Consider the following 18,756-nt stretch of genomic DNA (forward strand, 5'->3'; position numbering starts at 1 on the left):
GATGCTCAGGCTTGCGGGTTGTTCTGCGGGGCGGGCTGATGGACCACCGGGAGGAAACGGCTGATTTGGCCGTTTTCGAGAATGAGCACGCGGTCAGCCGCGGCCAGGATGTGTTGCTGATGCACGATCATGAAGACGGTCTTTCCGCGCGCCTTCAGGTCCTTGACGGCCCGAATCAGCGCGGCCTCGCCCACGTCGTCCAGATTGGCATTGGGCTCATCCAGCACCACGATGGCCGGATCACCGATCACCGCTCGGGCCAGGCCGATGCGCTGACGCTGACCTCCCGAGAGCAGACCGCCGGCCTCGCCCATCGGGGTGTCGTAGCCCTTGGGCAGGCGCAGAATCATGTCGTGAATGCCGGTGCGCTGCGCCGCTTCGATGATCTGTTGCGGGTCGACCTTCTCGAAGCGCGCGATGTTCTCGGCAATCGTGCCCTCGAACATTTCGATGTCCTGGGGCAGGTAACCCACCTGAGGCCCCAGGTCTTCGCGTGACCACTGGGCAATCGGACGCTGATCCAGCAGCACTTCGCCGGTCGTGTCCGGCCAGATGCCGAGCAAGCAGCGGGCCAAAGTGGACTTGCCGGCGCCTGAGGGACCGACGATGGCCACCACCTCTCCCGGATTGAAATCGATGGTCAGGTTCTTGAGGATCGGCGTCTTGCGACCGGGTGCATTGGCGCTCAGGTCGCGCAGGCTGATCTGGCCGTGCAGGCTGCGGTCTCCCGGCGCCGATTCGCGTACCGGGTTATCGGCCAGCACCTGCTCCAGGCGGCGATAGGCGGCTGCCGTCTCAACGTACTGCTTCCACAGCCCCACCACCATGCTGATCGGGCGCAGCGCATTGGTCATCAGTGCATTGGAGGCAATCATGGCGCCGGCACTGATGCTGCCTTGAAGGGCCAGCACGGCGCCAATGGCCAGGATGAGCGATTGCTGAAAGTACTGCACGAACTTGGTCACCGCCTGAATGCGCCGCTGCAGCTCTTGGGCATCTGCCTGGCCCTGGAGTTGTCGCTCGTACAGCGACAGCCACTGGCGGCGCAGATTGCCCAGCATGCCCAGCGCTTCGACCGTCTCGGCATTGCGCAGCTTGGCTTGCAGAAATCCGTTCGTCTCCAGGCTGAGTTCCTGGGCCTTCTTGTGGCGCGATGAGACCAGGCGATGACTCACCAGGGCCATCGCCAGCTGCAGCACGCAAAAGGCCAGTGCCGCCCAACCCAGCCACCGATGCATCAGGAACAGCACCCCCACATAGACCAGCATCCAGGGCAGATCCATGACCGCGAACACACCGCTGCCGGTAATGAACTGGCGCAGATTGGTCAGATCCCCCAGGGCCTGCAGAGGGTTCTTGGCCATGCCACGCAGCCGGGCCTCGAAGCTGGCATTGAAGACGCGCGTGTTGAGGCGGTCATCGAACAGGGCGCCGGCCCGCACCAGCAAGCGCGAGCGCAGCCACTCGGCGAAGCCCATGACGAAATAGAACAGCAAGGCGAGCAGGCTCAGGGCTGCCAGCGTCAGCTCATTGCCACTCAGCATGACGCGGTCATACACCTGCAGCATGTACACGGTGGACGTCAGCGACAGCAGATTGGCGAAAAAGCTAAAGATGCAGACCCAGAGCAATTCGCGACGGAAGCGCCATAGCGCGCGCCCAAGCTCGCTGCGCTCAAAGAAGCCGAGCTTCGGACTTTGGACCGTGGACTGCGGCGCCGGTGCGCCGGCGCTCACGACAGCGGTATTCATGCGGGGCTCCCCGTGATCGCGGCCGGCTGGGCGGCCTGCATGCGTTGTTGCGCTTGTTGCGCGGCCTGGCCGCGCGCCTGCTCGTTGGCCTTCTTCAGCGCTGCGAGCACTTCGTCCCGAGGCCCGAACATCGCCGCCTGACCTTCATTCAGCACCAGCAATTTGTCTGCCGCGGGCAGCAGCGTGGTGCGGTGCGTAATGGCCAGTACGGTGGTGCCTTGCTGCTTCAGGTTCATCAGCAAGGCCAGCAAGGACTTCTCGCCAGCTTCGTCCAAGCTGGCATTGGGTTCATCCAGGACCACGAGTTTGGGATTGCCATAAAGCGCTCGGGCCAGGCCAAGACGCTGGCGCTGCCCCCCGGAGAGCACGGCACCTTCCTCGCCGATGCGCGTGTCGAAACCCTCTGGAAGCGCCTCGATCATCGCGGTGATGCCGACGCGATCCGAAACCGCCCGCACTTCTTCCATGTCCACCTTGCCGAAGCGGGCGATGTTTTCCGCGACCGTGCCATCGAACAGCTCCACCCCCTGCGGCAGGTAGCCCAGGTACGGTCCGAGTTGGGACTTGTGCCAGGCGTGGACGTCCGCGCCATCCAGGCGCACCTTGCCGGCCGACGCCGGCCAGAGGCCCATGATCAAGCGCGCCAGCGTCGTCTTGCCGGAAGCCGAAGGGCCGATGATCATCGTCACCTCACCCGGCACGGCCACCAGACTCACGCCCTTGAGCACGGGGACGGCGCTACCCGGTGGGGCGGCCACGACCTGCTCCACCGTCAGTACGCCCTTGGGCGCCGGCAGGGGCATGCCCGGCTCGGTCGGCGGCAGCTTCACAAGCAGGCTGTTCAAGCGCTTGTAGGCGTCACGAACGTTCACCACCGCGCGCCAGTTCGACACCAGTTGCACCGACGGGCCCAGCGCCCGCCCGCCCAGGATGGACGCAATGATCATCATGCTGGCCCCGCCCCAGATGCCGTTGTGCAGCGTCAGGTAGCAGGCTGCGCCCAGCAGCAGAGAGCCCTGAATGGTCTGCACCAGCTTGGCGGCCATGGAGGTCAGGCCCGCGGTGTCCGAAGCCGCTGCCTGGCGCGTGATGAAGCGCTTCTGGCGCTCCATGAATCGGCCATGGACGGCGCGCAGCATGCCCATGGACTCAATGACCTGCGCACCCCGCATCGCTCCGGCGGCATAGTTCTGCGCTTCGATGGAGGCGGTCGTCGCCTCCGACAGCAACGGCATGGTGCGGCGCTCCGTCACCCAACCCAGCAGGGCCTGCAACAGCATGCCCACCACCGCCAGAACCCCCAGCCAGGGACTCATCGCGAACAGCAGCACCAGGCAGAGCACAGCGGCCGGCAGGTCCATGAGCGCTGTCACCACCAGGGAGGGGATGAAGTCCTTGATCGCACGCAGGTCGGCCAGAACCTGCGGCGTGCCACCGGGCATGCGACGCAGATTGGCGTCGAAGGTCGCATTGAAGGCCCGTTCGCGCAACTGCGCGTCAAAGCGCTCGGCGGCTGCAAACAGCGCTCGGGAACGGGCAACCTCGAGCAGTTCCATGATGACGTACACGCCGGCAACAGCAAGCAGCAGCCAGCCCAACGTGGCATAGCTGCGGCTGTCCATCACGCGGCCATAGACCTCGAACATGAACCAGGACGGCGCCAGGGCGAACACGCCAATGACGGCGCTCAGGCGCGCCGCCTGAGCGAAGTACGGCCGTTGCTCGCGCAGGGCGTCTTTCACGGGGGCCTCGGAGGGCGGGGCTGAAGACTTTTGCGGAAGGCTCATGGTGAGGTCATGGTGAGAGAGACAGCCGGCACCGAAGTCGGCATGGCGGCGTGCGGCGCGTCGTCGATTACCAGCATGTATTCAGGCAGTTCACTGCCGCGGGCGGCCGGGGTGGCGTCCAGTTCCTCTTCGGCCGAACCCAGCTCCGGCGCCTGCCCGTCGTCGAGTTGGAAGGTCAGCCAGAACTGCCCGCCCTGCTGGTTGAGAACGATCTCGCACAACTTTTCGGTGCGAAAACGCCGTTCATCGGCGTCACTGAGCGCCAGGCTGAAGCGCATGCGCCCATCCAGCGTGAACATGGAAACTTGCCCGCCCTTCAGGCTGAGGGTGTGGCGATCGAAATAGACCGGGGATTGCGGCAGAAAGTGCACCCTCGGCAGGGGCTTGCCGCCCAGGCGCTGGAGATTGAAGGGGCTGCCGGGGTGTTGGTACACAAGGCGGCAGGAGCGCGAAACCGAGTAGATGGCATTGCAGACCATCTGCGAACCCAGTTCGGGGAACTTCGCGCGCATGGCCTTGTAGACCATGTGGTGCAGGGCAACCCGGTTCCAACAGGCCGTCTGCTGCACGATCGGCGCCAGCTCGTTACAGGCCTGCGCGAACGCCTGCTGCAAGGCCACCAGGCGCGCGTGTTGCGACGCACTGGTTTGTAGCTGCAGACGGATTCGGCTTTTCATATAGGAGCAGGATCATATAGGTGTCCTATATGAAATGTCCAGCTCAGTTTGCATCTGCAGCTGAAGGGGCCGCACCCTCCCCTGTTCAGAAATTCAGTGCAATGCGCCGCCGGTCGGAGGCGGTGCGCTGACGGCTTGCCGTTCGGTGGCGACGGCTGGCAGGCCCCAATGGGCCGATTGGACGCGGCGCGACAGTGCGTCCACCAAGCCGTGAAGCGTCTTGGTGCCCAGCACCAAGGTAAGCGGCGCACCGGATTCACATTCGAATTGCAGCACCCATCGGCCATCCAGCTTGTGCCGGCCACAGCCGATGCGGGTGACGAGGCGCGGGGGCTCCCCTTGCACTTCTGCCTCTGCGGGGGGAGCCGGCTCCGTCCTGGCATTCACCTGCGCAGACATCGCCTGGTGGTGGGCCTGTGAGATGGCCGCGCGTGCCGCCGGGTCCATGCGCTGCGGCAGTTCGGCTGACATATCCACCATGGCCTGAAGCTCGCCTCGCCAGCGGTGAACGATGCGCCGGGTCAAGTGCAGCAAATGGCTTTCCAGCCCGCCCTGGGGCGTCGCCATCTGGAGATCCAGGAGCAGACGGTCGGCAATCGGGTCGTAGCGCAGTCGGATGTGCTTGAGCATGAAGGCAAAGCGCCCCGCCTGGTTGGGCGGGGCGCAGCAGTCGGTTGACTTCGGATTACTTCTTGGCCTTGGCAGGCTTCTCAGCCTCAGCCTCGGTCTTGGCTTCCGGCTTGTCCTTGCCGGCACCCTGCTGGGCGCGGCTGACCACCTGCTTGAGGGCGTTCTGCTGCATGGCCACGGCATTGGCGAACGCATCCAGCGGCAGCACCAATTGCGTGGTGACTTCCATGCGTTGGCCGGTCTTGCCTTCCTTGTTCTTGACCTGGCCGGCGTTCACGGCCAGGTCCATGCGGACCAGCCCGTTCTGGAGAGAGAGGCCCACCAGACGGTCGGCGAAAACGATTTGCTTGTTTGCCATTGCTATTTCTACCTTGTAGGCCGGCAGGGCCGTTTGGGCTGCCAGCGGGTCAACTCACCGCTTGAGGGCGGCGCATTCTGCAGGAGCGGGAACCAGGGCCCCGTCTCACAAAAAGGAAAAAACCGCCGGGTTGCCCCGGCGGTTTCAGAACTACCTTGCCTGAAGGAGCGGCCGAAGCCGCTCCCCCTGCGCAGACTGGCTTAGATGAAGCCGTCCGTGCCGTCCACCAGGTCAGCGGCGTTCAACTCGGTGTTGCTGTTGATCGTCGCAACCAGGGTGACAACCCAGGTCTGGCCGGCGCCGGTGTTGGTGTCCTCGATGTAGTACACCTTGTAGGCGTCGTTCGTCGTGTCGGTAGCACCGTCAGCGTCAGCGCTCACCAGAACCACGGCCTTGCCGTTGTTCTCGACAGCGATCTTGCCGGCGGCAGCAGCCGTGGCAATGTCGCTGGCGCTCAGCGAGGCCTTGTTCCACACCACACCCACGTTCGCGGCGCCCGACAGATCCAGACCGGTCGTCACGAAGTTGGCGGCGGCGCCCAGGCTCGAAGCAGCACCCAGGAAGGCGCGGAAGTCGAGCGTGTCGTCGGTCGCAGCGTTGGCGTTGTTGAAGTTGTTGATGGTGTCAACACCGTTCAGCGCAGCCGTGGCTTCGAACACGTACTGGTCCTGCGACTCGATCGCAGCGGTGAAGGCCGTGAAGGCTTCCACAGCGGTGATCGTGCCACCGGTCAGGTCCGCCGAGTCCACATCAGCAGCCACCAGGGTCGAACCGGCAGCCGAGTTGTTGAACTGGAAGGTCAGGGTGTTCGCCACACCGTCGTAGGTCACCGAAGCCAGGGCACCGGCTTCAGCAGCGGTGGCACCAGCGCCTTGCAGAGCCGTGACCCAGGTCGACAGCGACAGCGAAGCGAAGGCAGCACCCACTTGGTCCGAATCCGAACCCGTCAGGATCTGGTTGGAGATCACCGAGGGATCAAACGCAGCCGGAGCGGCAGCAGCGGTCAGGGTGGCACCGGCGATGGTGATGTTGTCACCGTTGGCCGTGAACGCCGAAGCGCCGCCGGTCAGCGTGACCACCAACTTGGCACCCACGGCGGCGGTGAAGCCACCGTTCAGGGTGTCGTTGCCCGAACCGCCGCGCAGGACGTCATCGCCACCCTTGGTGGTGATGGTGTCGTTGCCATTGCCGCCGGTGATGTTGACATCCTCATCGCCCACCACGTTGACCGTCACGCCACTGGTGGCGTTCAGATCGGTCGCGGCACGCAGATGATTCGGGGCAGCAGCCTGCTCCAGCACCGTGCCGCCGAAGCTCAGGGTGTTGGCACCGTCCGTCAGCGCCACGCTCTTCGCACCGGCCACCAGCGCATTCGTGGTGGTGTTCAGGGTGAAGGTCGTGCCGTTTTCGGTGATGGTGGCTTCGGTCAGCACCACGGCTTCGAAGTCGAGCGCCGAGGTGATGTTCTGGATCTTGCCGAACACGAGTTCGTCAGTGGTCCAGTCGGTCAGACCCGAGGTCGCGCCCGAGATCGTCGTCACGGTGTTGTCCGTCACCTTGGTGATGTCCAGCACGTCGAAGTCGAAACCGGTGGCGGCTAGGGCGCCGTTGTCGCGGATGGCCTGCAGGCTGATTTCCGTGGCTGCAGCGTTGACTGCACCGCCGCCCAGGGCGTCGGTACCGTCGAAGCCCACGGCGTCGTTGCCGACCTTGACGGTGTCATGGTCGTTCACGCCGCTGTCGACGAAGTTCAGACCCGAGGCCGCGTTGATCAGCGAGCCGAAGTCGTAGACGTCGTTCGAATCGGCATCCGACACCAGTTCGAAGCCGGTCAGGACGACCGAGTTCGCCGCGGTGCCGCTACCCAGCTTGACCGTGATCTGGTTGTCGACGGTACCGGCTTCAGACAGCAGGAACACCTTCGAATCCAGACCGTTGATCTTCAGCGTGTCTTCCGCGTCTTGCGAAGCGGCGACGCGCAGCGAACCGGCAGCGATACCGTTGTTGGCGGTGTAGCTGCGGATCGTGTGGGTCTGCGAACCAGCGATGTACGGGCCTTCCACGCCGGCACCGGTGCCGTCTTGGAATTGCACCGAGCCGGTGATCAGGCCGGTCGTGGTCGGGGTGGCGGCCACGAAGTCGGACACCGACAGGGTCAGGGTGATCGACTTGGTCAGTTCGTTGTACTTGACCTGGTTGGCACCACCGCGCAGGTTGAAGGTGTCGGCGTCCATGGCATGGGCGCTGTTCATCACCACAACTTCTGCGTTGTCGCTACCTTCGATACGGTTCCAGGTCGCTTGACCCTGGGTCACCGTGCCGCTCAGACCAGCGTCGCGGTATTCGACGAAGGTGCGCTGCAGCGGGCTGGCCGAGGTCAGGTCGGAGATGCGCACGCTGTACACATCGCGGTCCAGGGAAGCCACTTGGTTGGCGACGTCAAACGCGCTCCACTTGATTTCCAGGCCCTTGGTCGAGCTGGTCAGGTCCAGCACCGACTCGCCCAGCGAGGCGACGATGCGCTCCACGCTGACCAGTTGGTCCACGCGGTCGGTTGCGTTTTCCAGATCGCCGGCGCCGCCGCTGTAGAAGGTCGCGCCATCACCGTCCACCATGACGAACTGGTTCGGCTTGGTGGCATCCAGCTCAACCACGACAGCGATGTTGTCGTTGGCGGTGCTGTAGTCGACGGTGTCGGTGTCAACGCCGGAACCGGTCTTGCTCAGATTGAACTTGAACTGGTTCTGGTTGACGACGTTGTCGATTTCAGCAGCCGACTGGCTGATGAAGGACTTGCGGCTGTTGTTGCTGTTCAGCGTGTCGAAGTCGATGAAGGTGGCCAGGGCCAGATCCGTCGACGCGGTGGCGTTGGCGGTGTCTTCGCGCTGGTTGCCGCTCATCACGCCGGCATCGGCCACGATGACGGTGTCGTTGCCATCGGCCCAGATGTTTTCGATCTCGTCGATGCCTTCAACCGTCACGTGCAGCGAGTTGTCCAGAGCGCGCACGGTGCCGTCGTTGTAGTTCACGATGGCGCCAGCGGTCATGGCCGTCACGTCCAGCACGTCGTTCTCGCGAACGCCAGCAGCGGTGCGCTGAGCCAGGGTGATGAACTCCACGCCATTCAGCGTGTCGGTCGCCACGGTCGTGCCCACGCGGCCACCGGTCATGGTGACGGTGTCGGTGCCGCCCAGCGAGGCAGCCACGTTGTCAACCTTGATGGTGACGGTCGGCTCGGCAACGCCAGGGGTGGCTTCGCCAGCGAACGCGTTCTGGTACTCGACGCGGTCGTCACCCAGAGCACCGGTGAAGGTGTTGTTCTTGGCGGCTTCCGTTTCGTCGATCAGCAGCAGGTCGTCGCCGGTGCCACCGATGACGTTCTCCACGCCGTCAACCTTGATCACCAGGGACTCGAAGTCCGTGGCTGCCGGACGGGTCAGGCTGGCGTGCGCGTTGGCGCTGTACATCACCGAACCCTTGTCACCACCGGCGCCGCCGAGGTTGTCATTGGTCAGGTTGTACGAGATGCCGTTGGCGCCGGTGGTGGCCGACGACAGGGCTTGCACGTCCAGGGTGTCAGTGCCCTGACCGTCGCCGGCCACAGCATTGCCCACGCCCGACACGGTGCGGATGTTTTCGAAGTTGGTGAACTTCGTCCAGCTACGGTCGGTCGTGGTGGCGGCATCGCCGTCCAGATCGACCATCACGGTACCCGCGCCGTCGTTGCGCAGCTCAACCACGCCACCGGTCAGGGTGAAGTTGTCGAGGGTGATGGTGAAGTTGGTCTTGCCAGCGGTGAAGCGGCTCTGCGAGAACTGCAGGGTGTCGTCAAACACGCCCGAATCCACGTTCAGACCACCTTCGTTCTGCTGCAGCAGGGTGATGGCGGTGATGGTGCCGATGCTGTTCAGCGCGGTGACCTTGCTGGGGTTGGCAGCTTCCCACTTGTTCAGGATGTAGACGCGAGCTTGCGCTTCGCCCAGCACCTGGACCGAGTAGAAGTTCTTGCCGCCGTCCAGCACGTCCCAGGTGGTGGTGCCATTACCGCCGATCGAGCCTTCGATGCGGTCGTCGCCGGTGCCACCGTTGATGGTGTCGATGCCAGCGCCGCCGAGCATGAAGTCATCGCCGTGCACCGACCAGCCCTTGCCGACGATGCCTTCGTTGGCCAGTTCAGCATTGGTAGCGGTGTTGTTCGGGATGGCGGTGGTGGTGCCGAAGACCACGTCTTGCAGGTTGTCCGCACCGACGTCGATCAGCACAGCCTCGTAACCGGTCTGGGTGCCGCCGGCGTTCAGCGCGGTCGACAGTTCCGAACGGTTCACGAACTCCTGGCCCACGAACAGGACGTTGGTCTCGTTCAGCTCGCCATTGCGGCCGTCGAAGTCCAGCAGTTCCAGCTCGTGCTGCGAGGTGTTGGCAACGGAAACCTTGGCGGGCTCGCCACCCGACAGGTTCTGCAGCGTCACGACCGGGCGGGTCATGAACACGGTCTGCTCGCCGTTGTAGACGCGCTGGGTCAGGGTGATGGTGCTGCCAGCCAGCGAAGCATCGACAGCGCCAGCGGACGTGTCATCGTCCATGAAGCTGTTGATGAAGGCGGTCAGGCGGGTCAGGAAGGCAGCCTGGATGGCGGCTTGGGTATCGCCCACGCCGTCTTCGCCCGCGATGATGTTGCCGTCCAGATCCACGCCGACTTGCAGCGAGTACTTGACGCCGTTCACTTCCACCGTGACCTTGTCTTGCGTGGTCAGGTTGGTGAAGGTCAGGGCGTAGGACTGGTCTTCAGCGATGCGGGTGGTGGCCTTGCCGTTGCCGTCTTCGTCACCGAACCAGATCACCAGGTCTTCGGCGTAAGCGTCGGAACCCAGGGTGATGGTGCTGCCGATGAAGGAGTCGTCGTCCACACCTTCGTTGTCCAGACGGTCTTCGTAGGCCTTGTAAATCAGGCGGTCCTTGGTCGTCTGGGTGCCCGGAGCCTGGTAGGTCGCCAGAGCCGAGAAGGCACCGTTCGACACCACGCCGCCGACGGCGTAGCCTTCGGCCACGGTGTCGGAGATGTCACGGCCACCGGTGTCGGTCACGACGATGGTGTTGCCGACGGCCACGGCGGTGACCTTGGCATCGATGGCTTGGTAGGCGCTGTTCACCAGGGCAGCCACTTCGGCGGCGCTGTTGGCGGCCAGCAGGGCGGTGGTGTTGGTCACCGCGAACGAGGTGCCACCGATCTTGATGGTGAACGAGGTCAGGGCCACATCGGCCGAGGCCAGATTGGTGGTGCCCAGGTCAACGATCAGCTTCGACGGGCCGGTGGTGCTGGTGCCGCCGATGTTGAAGTCGCGCTCGTAGTCGCCGGTCCACAGGTTGTTGCCGTCGTCGGTCTGGCGGTGGATCACGTCCACGCCGTCGCCTTCGCCGTCTTGCAGGAAGAAGTAGAAGTCGTCGTTGCCGTCGCCGCCGGACAGGGCGTCGTCACCGGCACGGCCTTCCAGCACGTCGGCGCCAGCGGTGGCGTACAGAACGTTGTCGCTGCCGTTACCACGCAGGTCCAGGTTGCCGATGAAGGCCAGATGGTTCTGCTGGTTGTTGAACTGCAGTTCCGGATCGTTGGCACCCGCAGCCAGGTAGTCCACAGCGCCGAGACCGGTAGCGATCACGCTGTTGAAATCCTGCACTTGGGCACGGCTGAAGCCGGCCTTGTAGTTGGTCTGGTCGGAGGTGTAGCTGCCGTCGACGTAGTTCTTGTCGGCGCCACCATAACCAGCCGCATTGGCCAGACCACCGCTGAGACCCACGGCCAGATCGATGCGAACCGTGCCGTCAGCGGTCACGTCCGAAGCGGTCTTGGTGCCGAAGGCATTCTTGGTCAGCCACAGGGTGTCGTCTTCGCCGTCATCGGCGTCCTGCGCGGTACCAGCTTCGTAGATGCCGCCGTCGGTTTCGAAGACGATGTTGTCGCCACCGGCGCCACCGACCAGCTCATCACGGCCGTTGTTCCAGATGTTGATGAGGTTGGGGTTGCGCAGGTTGTTGAGGTTGCCGCCCATCAGCAAGTCGCTGCCGTCACGACCTTCGATGTAGTCGTTGTCGTAGCCACCAATGATGATGTTGTCGACATTGCTGCCCGAGATCCACAGCTGGGCGGAAGCGCCGAAGCCGTAGTTGTCGGTGCCGGTGCCCACGGCAGCCTGGCTGTCCACTGCACGGCCACCGATCTTGGTGTCCATGCCATTCAGGAAACCATACAGGTTGCCCGAGGCGTCCACGTTCTCGACGTCGTCGATCTGCAGGCTTTCACCCGAGCGCGACAGCACGCGGCCCATGCCGTCGGTCAGGCCATCGGCAGCATCGCGCTGGTCAGCGACGTTGTCGTCGTTCAGCCAGATGTGAACCGGCTCGTCGTCGTCCGAAGCTTCGAACAGCAGCCAGTCGGCGTCCTGCGCGCTTTGCTGGTTGCCGGCCGACACGTCGTCGGCGGTGTTGCCGCCGTCGATCCACAGGGTGGAGCCATCGGTGGCATCCAGACCCGAGAACTCGGCGAAGAAGAAGTCGGCGTTGCGGCCGCCATGCAGCTCGTCGCGCACACCGGTGCGACCTTGGGCGATGCCGCCACCGGCCAGGAAGTCGTTGCCGACGCCACCGAAGGCCTTGTCAGCACCCAGACCACCCAGGAACACATTGCCGTCGGAACCGACGCCATCACCTTCAGCACCAGCGTTCGACGTGCCGTCGAAGTAGATGTCGCCCAACATGTTGTTGGCGGCATCACGGTGGTTCAGCGGGTTGCGCGAGTAGGCATCGACGACTTCATAGCCGGAGGCCTTGCCCGTGATGGAACGCTCTTGGCCATCGAACTCGATGGTGCCGTCACCGTCCAGGTCCAGACCGGTGATCTGGTTGGCGGAGTTGGTGAAGTCGATGCGGACGTCCTGACCACCGGTCAGCTTCATCACGTCGGCGCCCAGGGCGCTGAGCTTGGTGATGACCAAGGTCTGCGAGGCACCTGCAGGCGGGTGCACCAGGGCATCCACCGTACCGATGGTCTGCGCGTAGGCGCCAGCGCCCATGATTTGCGCATTGAACGCGGCAGCGGCAGCACCGTAGGGGTTGCTGGCGGGCAGCGCGGCGAAACCATTCAACAGCGAGGTGATGGCGGTGCCGTAGTTGGCAGCGCCAGCGGCGGTCAGCTGAGCCGCCACATAGGCCTCGGCATCGGCGACGCCAGAGGTCACGCCCACGTTCTTGACGATCACGGTGGCCATTTGGGCCGGGGTGAGCGCCTTCAGCGCGGGATCAGCATTGATGACGCCCTGAATCAGCGCACCGACGTTGCCGCCATGCACGCGATCCACCTGATCCAGCGCCCACGACATGCTGGCGTTACCCAGCTGAACGTCGTACAGCGCCGCGGCAGCGCGGGCGATGACAGCACTATTGAATCCAGTTGCCATTGATCAAACTCCAGTTTGGTTTAGAGAGGCAATTCCCAGTAAGAAAGTACCGGGGCATTCGCGCTCGCTCTCCACTTTTGCATGGAGGACTCCCACGATGTGCCCGCAGTGTGCTCGGCATCCTCTGGCCTTCATGTGATGGCGATCACATGAAGACGAGGATGTTTTAGTAGGACCTGGCTCGGATGCGCGCACGCCGCCACCCAGGCCCTACTCCTGGCAGCGCGCGGATTATGGCTTGGCCCAGCCGGGCCGCCGCCATGAGGAATTCAGGGTTGTTCCTTGGATCGAACCCTTAAAGTTGCATGCTCACAACAGAAATTGCATTTCGATTGACTTACCAGGCCCAACGCAACCCCGTGTAGAGCGAGCCTGCGTGATACCGAAATAGCGGCAGGTTGCTGGATTGATGGGTGAGGCTGAGCTGAACAACAGCTTCGGCGTCGAACAAGACACTGAGTTGCGTCGGTTTGGAGAGCTCCAGATTGAACTGGCTCTGCTTGAGGTGGCGGCGCGCGTTGTCGGCCAGAAGGGGGCTGTAGCCCTCGCGGTCTCGGGTCTGGCTGTAGCGGAGGCTGGTATCCAACCGGGCCTGTCCGGGCAAGGCGCCCTGCAGCCTCACACCCAAGCTGGCGAGATCTTGACGCCCACCCGCCCGGTTGGGGTTGACGGGTTCGTCCACGGCACCACGCAGGGCCAGACCCCAGTTCCAGTGGCGCTGCCCCCAGAGCGTGCAAGTCGAACTGATCGATAGCGCGGCGGCGCGGCCATCCAGCACCCGGGTGTTGCTTTGCGTACGGCTTTCGGCATCGATAGACGCCCGAAAGCCGCAGCCCAGCGCCGTGCGCTCCAGACTGGCGGCCAGGCGAACCAGGCGGTACGGCTCGTTCAGCGCCCCACCCACCCAGCCTGCGCCGGCGTCGAGTTGGGCGCGCCACGGCGCCCATTGCTGGGAGACGCTGCCCGCCAGCTGGATATGGCGCCAGTTGGTGGCCGCTTCGCCCGGCGCGAAGCGCCCACCCAAGTTGACACCCAGGCGAACGATGCGCCCGGCCTCCGGGCTACGTGCCAGTTGCCAAGACAGATCCGTCGTGACCGCTGCGCCACGGCGTGGCAGCAGCGGACTCTCCAGATCGATGGGTTCCGGCCCCGTCGGGGGCGTCAGGGTGATCTCGTAGAGCTTGGGAGATTGGTTCAGGTTGCTCTCATAGCCGGCCAGGGTGCTCAACTCGCGGTAAGCCACCCAGCCATCCTGGACCGCGGCACCCAAACGAACCGCGGGCAGCGGCGCCGACGCGCTGATGGGCGCGGGCAGCAGGCGGGCACGCAGGGCCTCGGGTACATCGCGACGTGCACGCCAGGCTTCGGCCAGGGCATCGCGGGCGGCGGGTTGCCCCAGAGCGGCAAGAGCCAGCGCATGGTCCGCCTGTGCGCCGAGGTGACCCGGGTCGAGCAGCAAAGAGCGTTCCAGCCAGATCAGCGCCTGGCTGGGCTCACCCTCCTCCAGCCACAGAGCCCCCAGATTGGCCAGGAACTGCGGATGTGTCATACAGGAAGCCTTCGCGGCATCCATGCGCTGAAGGTAGGCACGCCGCGCTACAGGGTGCGAGGGCCAAGGCGCCAGCGCCAGCCGCGTGCACGCGCTGTAGATGCGCTCAGCATCCCAGGTACCCGCCGCTCCGCCCTCCTGCAAGCCCTGCAGATCGACCTGGCTGGCGTGCGCCAGCGATGCGCCAGCGCAAAAAGCTAGCAGCAGCAAGCGATGACGGCCCCGCCCTAGCGGGAACCGGGCTCCGGTCCGCGACTTCACGCGTCTCGGAGTTCGCTGGTCAAACCCAGGGGGTGGTGATCCGAAGCCTCGGCCCAGGGATCGCCATCGGCGTGCCGCTCTCCGGCAATGGCAGTTTCCAGCCACTGTGGGTCTTCGGGCACCAATTCGGCCCAGGCCTGCGGGGCGTACAGGCTGTAATGCTTGCTCAGGCCCTCAAGAAGGTAATCGCCCAGCGGCTCGACAGCGGAAGCACCCAGACTGCCGGCCAGTTGCGGCCCCAGAAGGATGGGAATGGAGAGATCGGCCGTCATGGCTTGGATGCGTGAAGCAACGCTGACCGGTTCGCCCAGCGCCGCATGCGCCCGCCGGCGGGCGGGACCGAATGACCCGACGATGGCCGTACCGGACTCCAGCCCCACACCCAGCGCGAGAGGCTGGACGACGCTGTGTTCCGACACCGGCTGGCCGCTGGCGAGCAAGCTGCGCGTGGCGCGCAGCAACTCCTGCGCGGCCGCCAGGGCACGCTGGGGATGATCGGGGCACTCAGGGTAGGCATTCCAGACGGCGACCACGGAGTCGCCGATCACATTCTCCACGACCCCTCCGTGTTGCTCGACGACATCCACAGCAATGCAGCAGAAGGCATGCAACAAGGCCGCCGACTCTTCCGGCGAGCGATGGGCCGCAAAAGCGGAGAAATTGCGAATGTCCGCGCACATCACGCTGATTTCGCGGCGTTCGAACTGCAGGCTACCGCTGGGATCGCTGGCCATCAGGCGCTGCGCGACGGGTGCCGGCAGATACGCCCCCAAGTGGGCCGAGAGCCGCTCGCGCTGGGCACGCGTCAAGGCGTGCTCGACCGTGGCCAGGGCCACCGAGAACAGGATCGCAAACAGGGCGGCAGAGGCCCAGGGCAGCCAGAGGTCTGCCGTCACCAGCAGCGTCGAGGCCACCAGCCAGCACACCAGAGCCAGCGCCAGACCCGCCAACGGCAGGCGCTTGGCCGGCACGCCGCGACGCCGCACGGCAAGCACGAGCAGGCCCACGGCCATCAGGCCCATGCCCAGCCACTCCAGGCTGGGCGCCAGCTCCGGCATGAAGGGAATGCGGTGGTCGAGCAGCGCAGCCAGCATCTGCGCATGCACTTCGAACCCCGCCGCCACTGGCGCCTGCGGAGTGGCCACGGTATCGCCCAGCCCAAAGGCCGTGGCACCAACGAGCGCAATCGTGCCCTTCAGCACACTGAGGTCCGCTCGACCCTTGAGCACATCGGCCGCCGAGACCGACATCAGCGCCTTGCGATCGACGCGGTAGGGCACACGAAGGTCGCCATGCGCATCGAGCGGCACCGTCAGGCCGGGCAGGCTGCGGCTGCTGAGCAGGGCATGGGGTCCCAGCCAGCCCGCCAGCCCCAGTTCGCTGCGAGTGACGGCCTGCCAATCCTGACCGCTGACACCGGGAGTGACGCCCGCCTGTGCCGCCTGCCAGAAGGCGGAAAGCGCCAAGCTGGGGTAGGCCTGCCCTTGGTGGCAAACCAGGCCCGGCAACTTGCGCACCACGCCGTCGCTTTCGAAACGCGGCGTGATATGGCCGGTGGAGCTGGCGGCACGGCGCAGCTCGGCGGCATTGCCGTAGTGGCCATAGGAGCGCGGGGCAAAGGGCGGGCAACCGGCCTGGGCCAGCCCGGCGCCCAACTCACCCTCGCGCGGGTCCACACGGGGATCCAGCGAGAACAGCTGAGCCATCACCACCGGCGACTTGGACCAAACCTCACGCAGGAGTTCATCGCCCTCGCGCGGCTCGGGGAAGACCATGTCGTAGGCCTGCACCAGGGCGCCGGCCTGCCCGAGCTTTTCGGACAACTGCGCCATGGTGGCGCGCGGCCAGGGCCAGGGGCCGACTTCGCGCAAGCTGGCCTCATCGATATCCACCACGACCAGACGACGCTCGGTCTGGCTGGATGCCGTAACCCGCCAAGCCAGATCGCCCGCAGCATCCTGCGTGCCCTCGGTGACCTGCGGTGCAAATTGCCGCAGCGCCGCCACAACCCCAAGGATCAGCAGCAGGGCCAGAACCCGCAGCACCCAGGGGTAGTTGCGCCAGGACAGTTTCATGAGCGACATGGACTCAGGCAGTGCGACCGCTCAGCGGCCCCACAGGGTGCGCCCTTTGAAGAGGCCGCCCACGACACCACGCTCGAACATATAGCCCGCCTCCTTGGCGTCCAGCGACACCGCACCGGCAATCTTCTGGGTGCTGTCCTGCACCGCAAAGGTGCCATCGCTGCGCACGTCGCCAGCCATGCGGAACTCGGTCTTGCCGCCTGCGGGAGAGGACAGCGCCAGAGCGGTGGCAAAGGTGCGGTTGGCGAAGTCCAGGCTAAGGCGCGCGCCATTGACCGTTGCCGCCTCGCTCACGCCATTGCCCTCATAGGTGACAGCGGCACGGGTCAGGCGGAAGTCCACCTTCGTGGTCAGGCTGGCCGGCAATTGCCCGCTGGGGTTGGTGGGGTCGTTGGCTCGGAACAGGCCGATGCTCTCGTCTCCCACGGTGATGTGACGACCCAGCGAGGCGATGGAGTACGGCGCGCTGAGCTTGTCATTGGGATCGCGAGCGATCGAGTAGCGCCCCCACACCAGCTGGGAGTTGAAGTCGCCCGCGCGATTGAGCTCCGGCAAGTCAACCGAAGCCAGGGCGAGCGCCGTGACAACGTTCATGTCCGAGCCGATGGCCGCCGCGGTATCGACATCACGCGGCCGCGCAGCCAGGATGCCGGCCACCCGTGCAGCCGACTCCGCCGCCGTGCGTGCGGCAACGCGCTCTTCGGCGTTGTAAGCGGCACTGGCCAATGCGGCGCCGGCGGCCGGCACCACATGAGCCATCTGATCGCCAGGCTTGACCTCGACCATCAGCCGCCCCATCTCGGCACTCAACAACCGGGCATCCTTGCCTCCGCAGGGGCCGAGCGCATTGGCCTGGCAGCCCGCACCGAGCGCTCCGACAACGATTGCGCCATCTGACACGGTGGCGCGCATGCCGGTGCGATCGGTCTGAACAATGAAGTCGGTGCCGCGCACCCCGATGGCGGCGATCGGGGTGTTCAGCCGGAAGCGGTTCTTGTCGACCTCGGTCGCCGCGCCCGAAATGGAGCGGCTGGTGCCCTGCTCGACCTTCAAGCGCACCTCGTTCAGCAGCGGCTGCTGGGCGGCGTAGCGGTAGGCCTGCACTTCCAGCACGCTGTCGGGCCGCACGCTGACCGCACCGTTGTCGATGAAGCGCACATGCACATGACCGTTGGCCGAGGTCTCAATGCGGTCGCCGACCTGGATGGAAGCCCCGCGCTTGAGCGCCTGCCGGCTGCCATCGCCATGAACCACCCAAGCCTCGCCAATCAGCAGGCTGACCTGGCCGACGGTTTCGGTGGCGGCCTGAGCCAAGCCGGCACCAGCCAGGGCCGAGCGAGCGAGGGCGGAACGCCAATTCAGGGTTTTTGCGAGGGGCTTGCTTATCATGACCAGACTCCTGTCCGCCGGGGTGAGCGGCGGGAAGATGAATGTTGCATCAACACACACAGGGACCATGTGTTGTGCATCACATCCCTTGATGCTTTGTTGCCTGCACAGTTCGGCCCCCGATGCCCATCCTGATCCCGATCCTTCAGGGCCTGCGCCTGTTTGACAGTCTGCCGGCCGACAAACTGGCCGAAGTCTCGGTGACGATGAACGAGCGCCGCGTGGAGCGCCGCGAGGTGGTGATCAAGCGCGGCGAAACCGATGCCGGCCTGGGCTTTTTGATCGAAGGCCGGCTGCAGACCGTCAATTTCACGCTCGACGGCCGCGAAGTCGGCATTGATTTCGTCGAAGACGGCGACTTCTTCGGCGAATTGTCCGTCATCGACGGCCAACCCGCGCCGGAGTACATCATTGCCGTGGCGCCATCGCGCATCGCCTTCCTGGAGCGCGAGCGTGCCCGCGAGCTGATGTTCTCGACCCCGCGCGGCGCGGCGGCGGTGGCCGAGCGCTTGGCCGCTCGCATGCGCCGCGCGGCCGGGCATCGCGCCCTGCTGGCCCTGCCGAGCTCCTTCCAGCGGGTGTGCGCCCAGCTGACCCTGCTGACCCAGAGGGATGGCAGCGGCCAGACGGTGATCACCATGGCGCCGACGCATCAGGAGATCGCCATCATGGTGAACACCAGCCGCGAGACCGTGACGCGAACCCTGCAGTTCCTGCAAGGGCTGAAGGTGCTGGCGCGCGATGGCAACTCCCTGCTGGTGCATCAGCCCGAGACCTTGCAGGAAGCAGCGGACGGCAAGGTCGCGCCCACCAAATAGG

10 protein-coding genes are annotated in these 18,756 nt (G+C 65.1%); 1 reads left to right on the forward strand and 9 read right to left on the reverse strand.

The window, feature by feature from the left end:
* Positions 1–5: 5 nt before the first annotated feature.
* The 9 genes from I7X39_RS14035 to I7X39_RS14075 form a co-directional block, all read right to left on the reverse strand.
* A complete protein-coding gene (locus I7X39_RS14035) occupies positions 6–1,751 on the reverse strand; it encodes a type I secretion system permease/ATPase (RefSeq protein WP_198111792.1) in 1,746 nt (581 codons plus the stop codon).
* The gene (locus I7X39_RS14040) at positions 1,748–3,493 is read right to left on the reverse strand and encodes a type I secretion system permease/ATPase (protein WP_310739924.1); all 1,746 of its coding nucleotides are present in this window, start codon (positions 3,491–3,493) and stop codon (positions 1,748–1,750) included. The genes I7X39_RS14035 and I7X39_RS14040 overlap by 4 nt, the downstream gene beginning before the upstream one ends.
* Before the next feature lie 41 nt (positions 3,494–3,534).
* Positions 3,535–4,158: a hypothetical protein gene (locus I7X39_RS14045; RefSeq protein WP_310739925.1), complete on the reverse strand. Its 624-nt coding sequence runs from the start codon at positions 4,156–4,158 to the stop codon at positions 3,535–3,537.
* Between the two features lie 150 nt (positions 4,159–4,308).
* The gene (locus I7X39_RS14050; RefSeq protein WP_198111795.1) at positions 4,309–4,845 is read right to left on the reverse strand and encodes a hypothetical protein; all 537 of its coding nucleotides are present in this window, start codon (positions 4,843–4,845) and stop codon (positions 4,309–4,311) included.
* Between the two features lie 55 nt (positions 4,846–4,900).
* Positions 4,901–5,203 carry a hypothetical protein gene (locus tag I7X39_RS14055; RefSeq protein ID WP_198111796.1) on the reverse strand — a complete coding sequence of 101 codons (303 nt, stop codon included), beginning with the start codon at positions 5,201–5,203 and terminating at the stop codon, positions 4,901–4,903.
* A gap of 200 nt (positions 5,204–5,403) precedes the next feature.
* A complete protein-coding gene (locus tag I7X39_RS14060; RefSeq protein ID WP_198111797.1) occupies positions 5,404–12,654 on the reverse strand; it encodes a beta strand repeat-containing protein in 7,251 nt (2,416 codons plus the stop codon).
* Between the two features lie 337 nt (positions 12,655–12,991).
* Positions 12,992–14,203: a hypothetical protein gene (locus I7X39_RS14065; RefSeq protein WP_198111798.1), complete on the reverse strand. Its 1,212-nt coding sequence runs from the start codon at positions 14,201–14,203 to the stop codon at positions 12,992–12,994.
* A 257-nt stretch (positions 14,204–14,460) separates the two neighbouring features.
* A complete protein-coding gene (locus I7X39_RS14070; RefSeq protein WP_198111799.1) occupies positions 14,461–16,548 on the reverse strand; it encodes a CHASE2 domain-containing protein in 2,088 nt (695 codons plus the stop codon).
* A 21-nt stretch (positions 16,549–16,569) separates the two neighbouring features.
* The gene (locus I7X39_RS14075; protein ID WP_198111800.1) at positions 16,570–17,937 is read right to left on the reverse strand and encodes a FecR family protein; all 1,368 of its coding nucleotides are present in this window, start codon (positions 17,935–17,937) and stop codon (positions 16,570–16,572) included.
* Between the two features lie 122 nt (positions 17,938–18,059).
* Between I7X39_RS14075 and I7X39_RS14080 the strand changes: the two genes are divergently transcribed.
* Complete coding sequence (locus I7X39_RS14080; RefSeq protein ID WP_198111801.1) at positions 18,060–18,755, forward strand: Crp/Fnr family transcriptional regulator; 696 nt, start codon at positions 18,060–18,062, stop codon at positions 18,753–18,755.
* Position 18,756 lies beyond the last annotated feature (1 nt).

It is taken from the genome of Inhella proteolytica (genome assembly GCF_016093275.1).
Taxonomy (GTDB): Bacteria; Pseudomonadota; Gammaproteobacteria; order Burkholderiales; family Burkholderiaceae_C; genus Inhella; species Inhella proteolytica.

Coding starts and splice junctions, on each gene's coding strand:
- I7X39_RS14035 (WP_198111792.1), bottom strand. CDS start 1,751: ATGAATACCGCTGTCGTGAGCGCCGGCGCACCGGCGCCGCAGTCCACG.
- I7X39_RS14050 (WP_198111795.1), bottom strand. CDS start 4,845: ATGCTCAAGCACATCCGACTGCGCTACGACCCGATTGCCGACCGTCTG.
- I7X39_RS14055 (WP_198111796.1), bottom strand. CDS start 5,203: ATGGCAAACAAGCAAATCGTTTTCGCCGACCGTCTGGTGGGCCTCTCT.
- I7X39_RS14060 (WP_198111797.1), bottom strand. CDS start 12,654: ATGGCAACTGGATTCAATAGTGCTGTCATCGCCCGCGCTGCCGCGGCG.
- I7X39_RS14065 (WP_198111798.1), bottom strand. CDS start 14,203: ATGACACATCCGCAGTTCCTGGCCAATCTGGGGGCTCTGTGGCTGGAG.
- I7X39_RS14070 (WP_198111799.1), bottom strand. CDS start 16,548: ATGTCGCTCATGAAACTGTCCTGGCGCAACTACCCCTGGGTGCTGCGG.
- I7X39_RS14075 (WP_198111800.1), bottom strand. CDS start 17,937: ATGATAAGCAAGCCCCTCGCAAAAACCCTGAATTGGCGTTCCGCCCTC.
- I7X39_RS14080 (WP_198111801.1), top strand. CDS start 18,060: ATGCCCATCCTGATCCCGATCCTTCAGGGCCTGCGCCTGTTTGACAGT.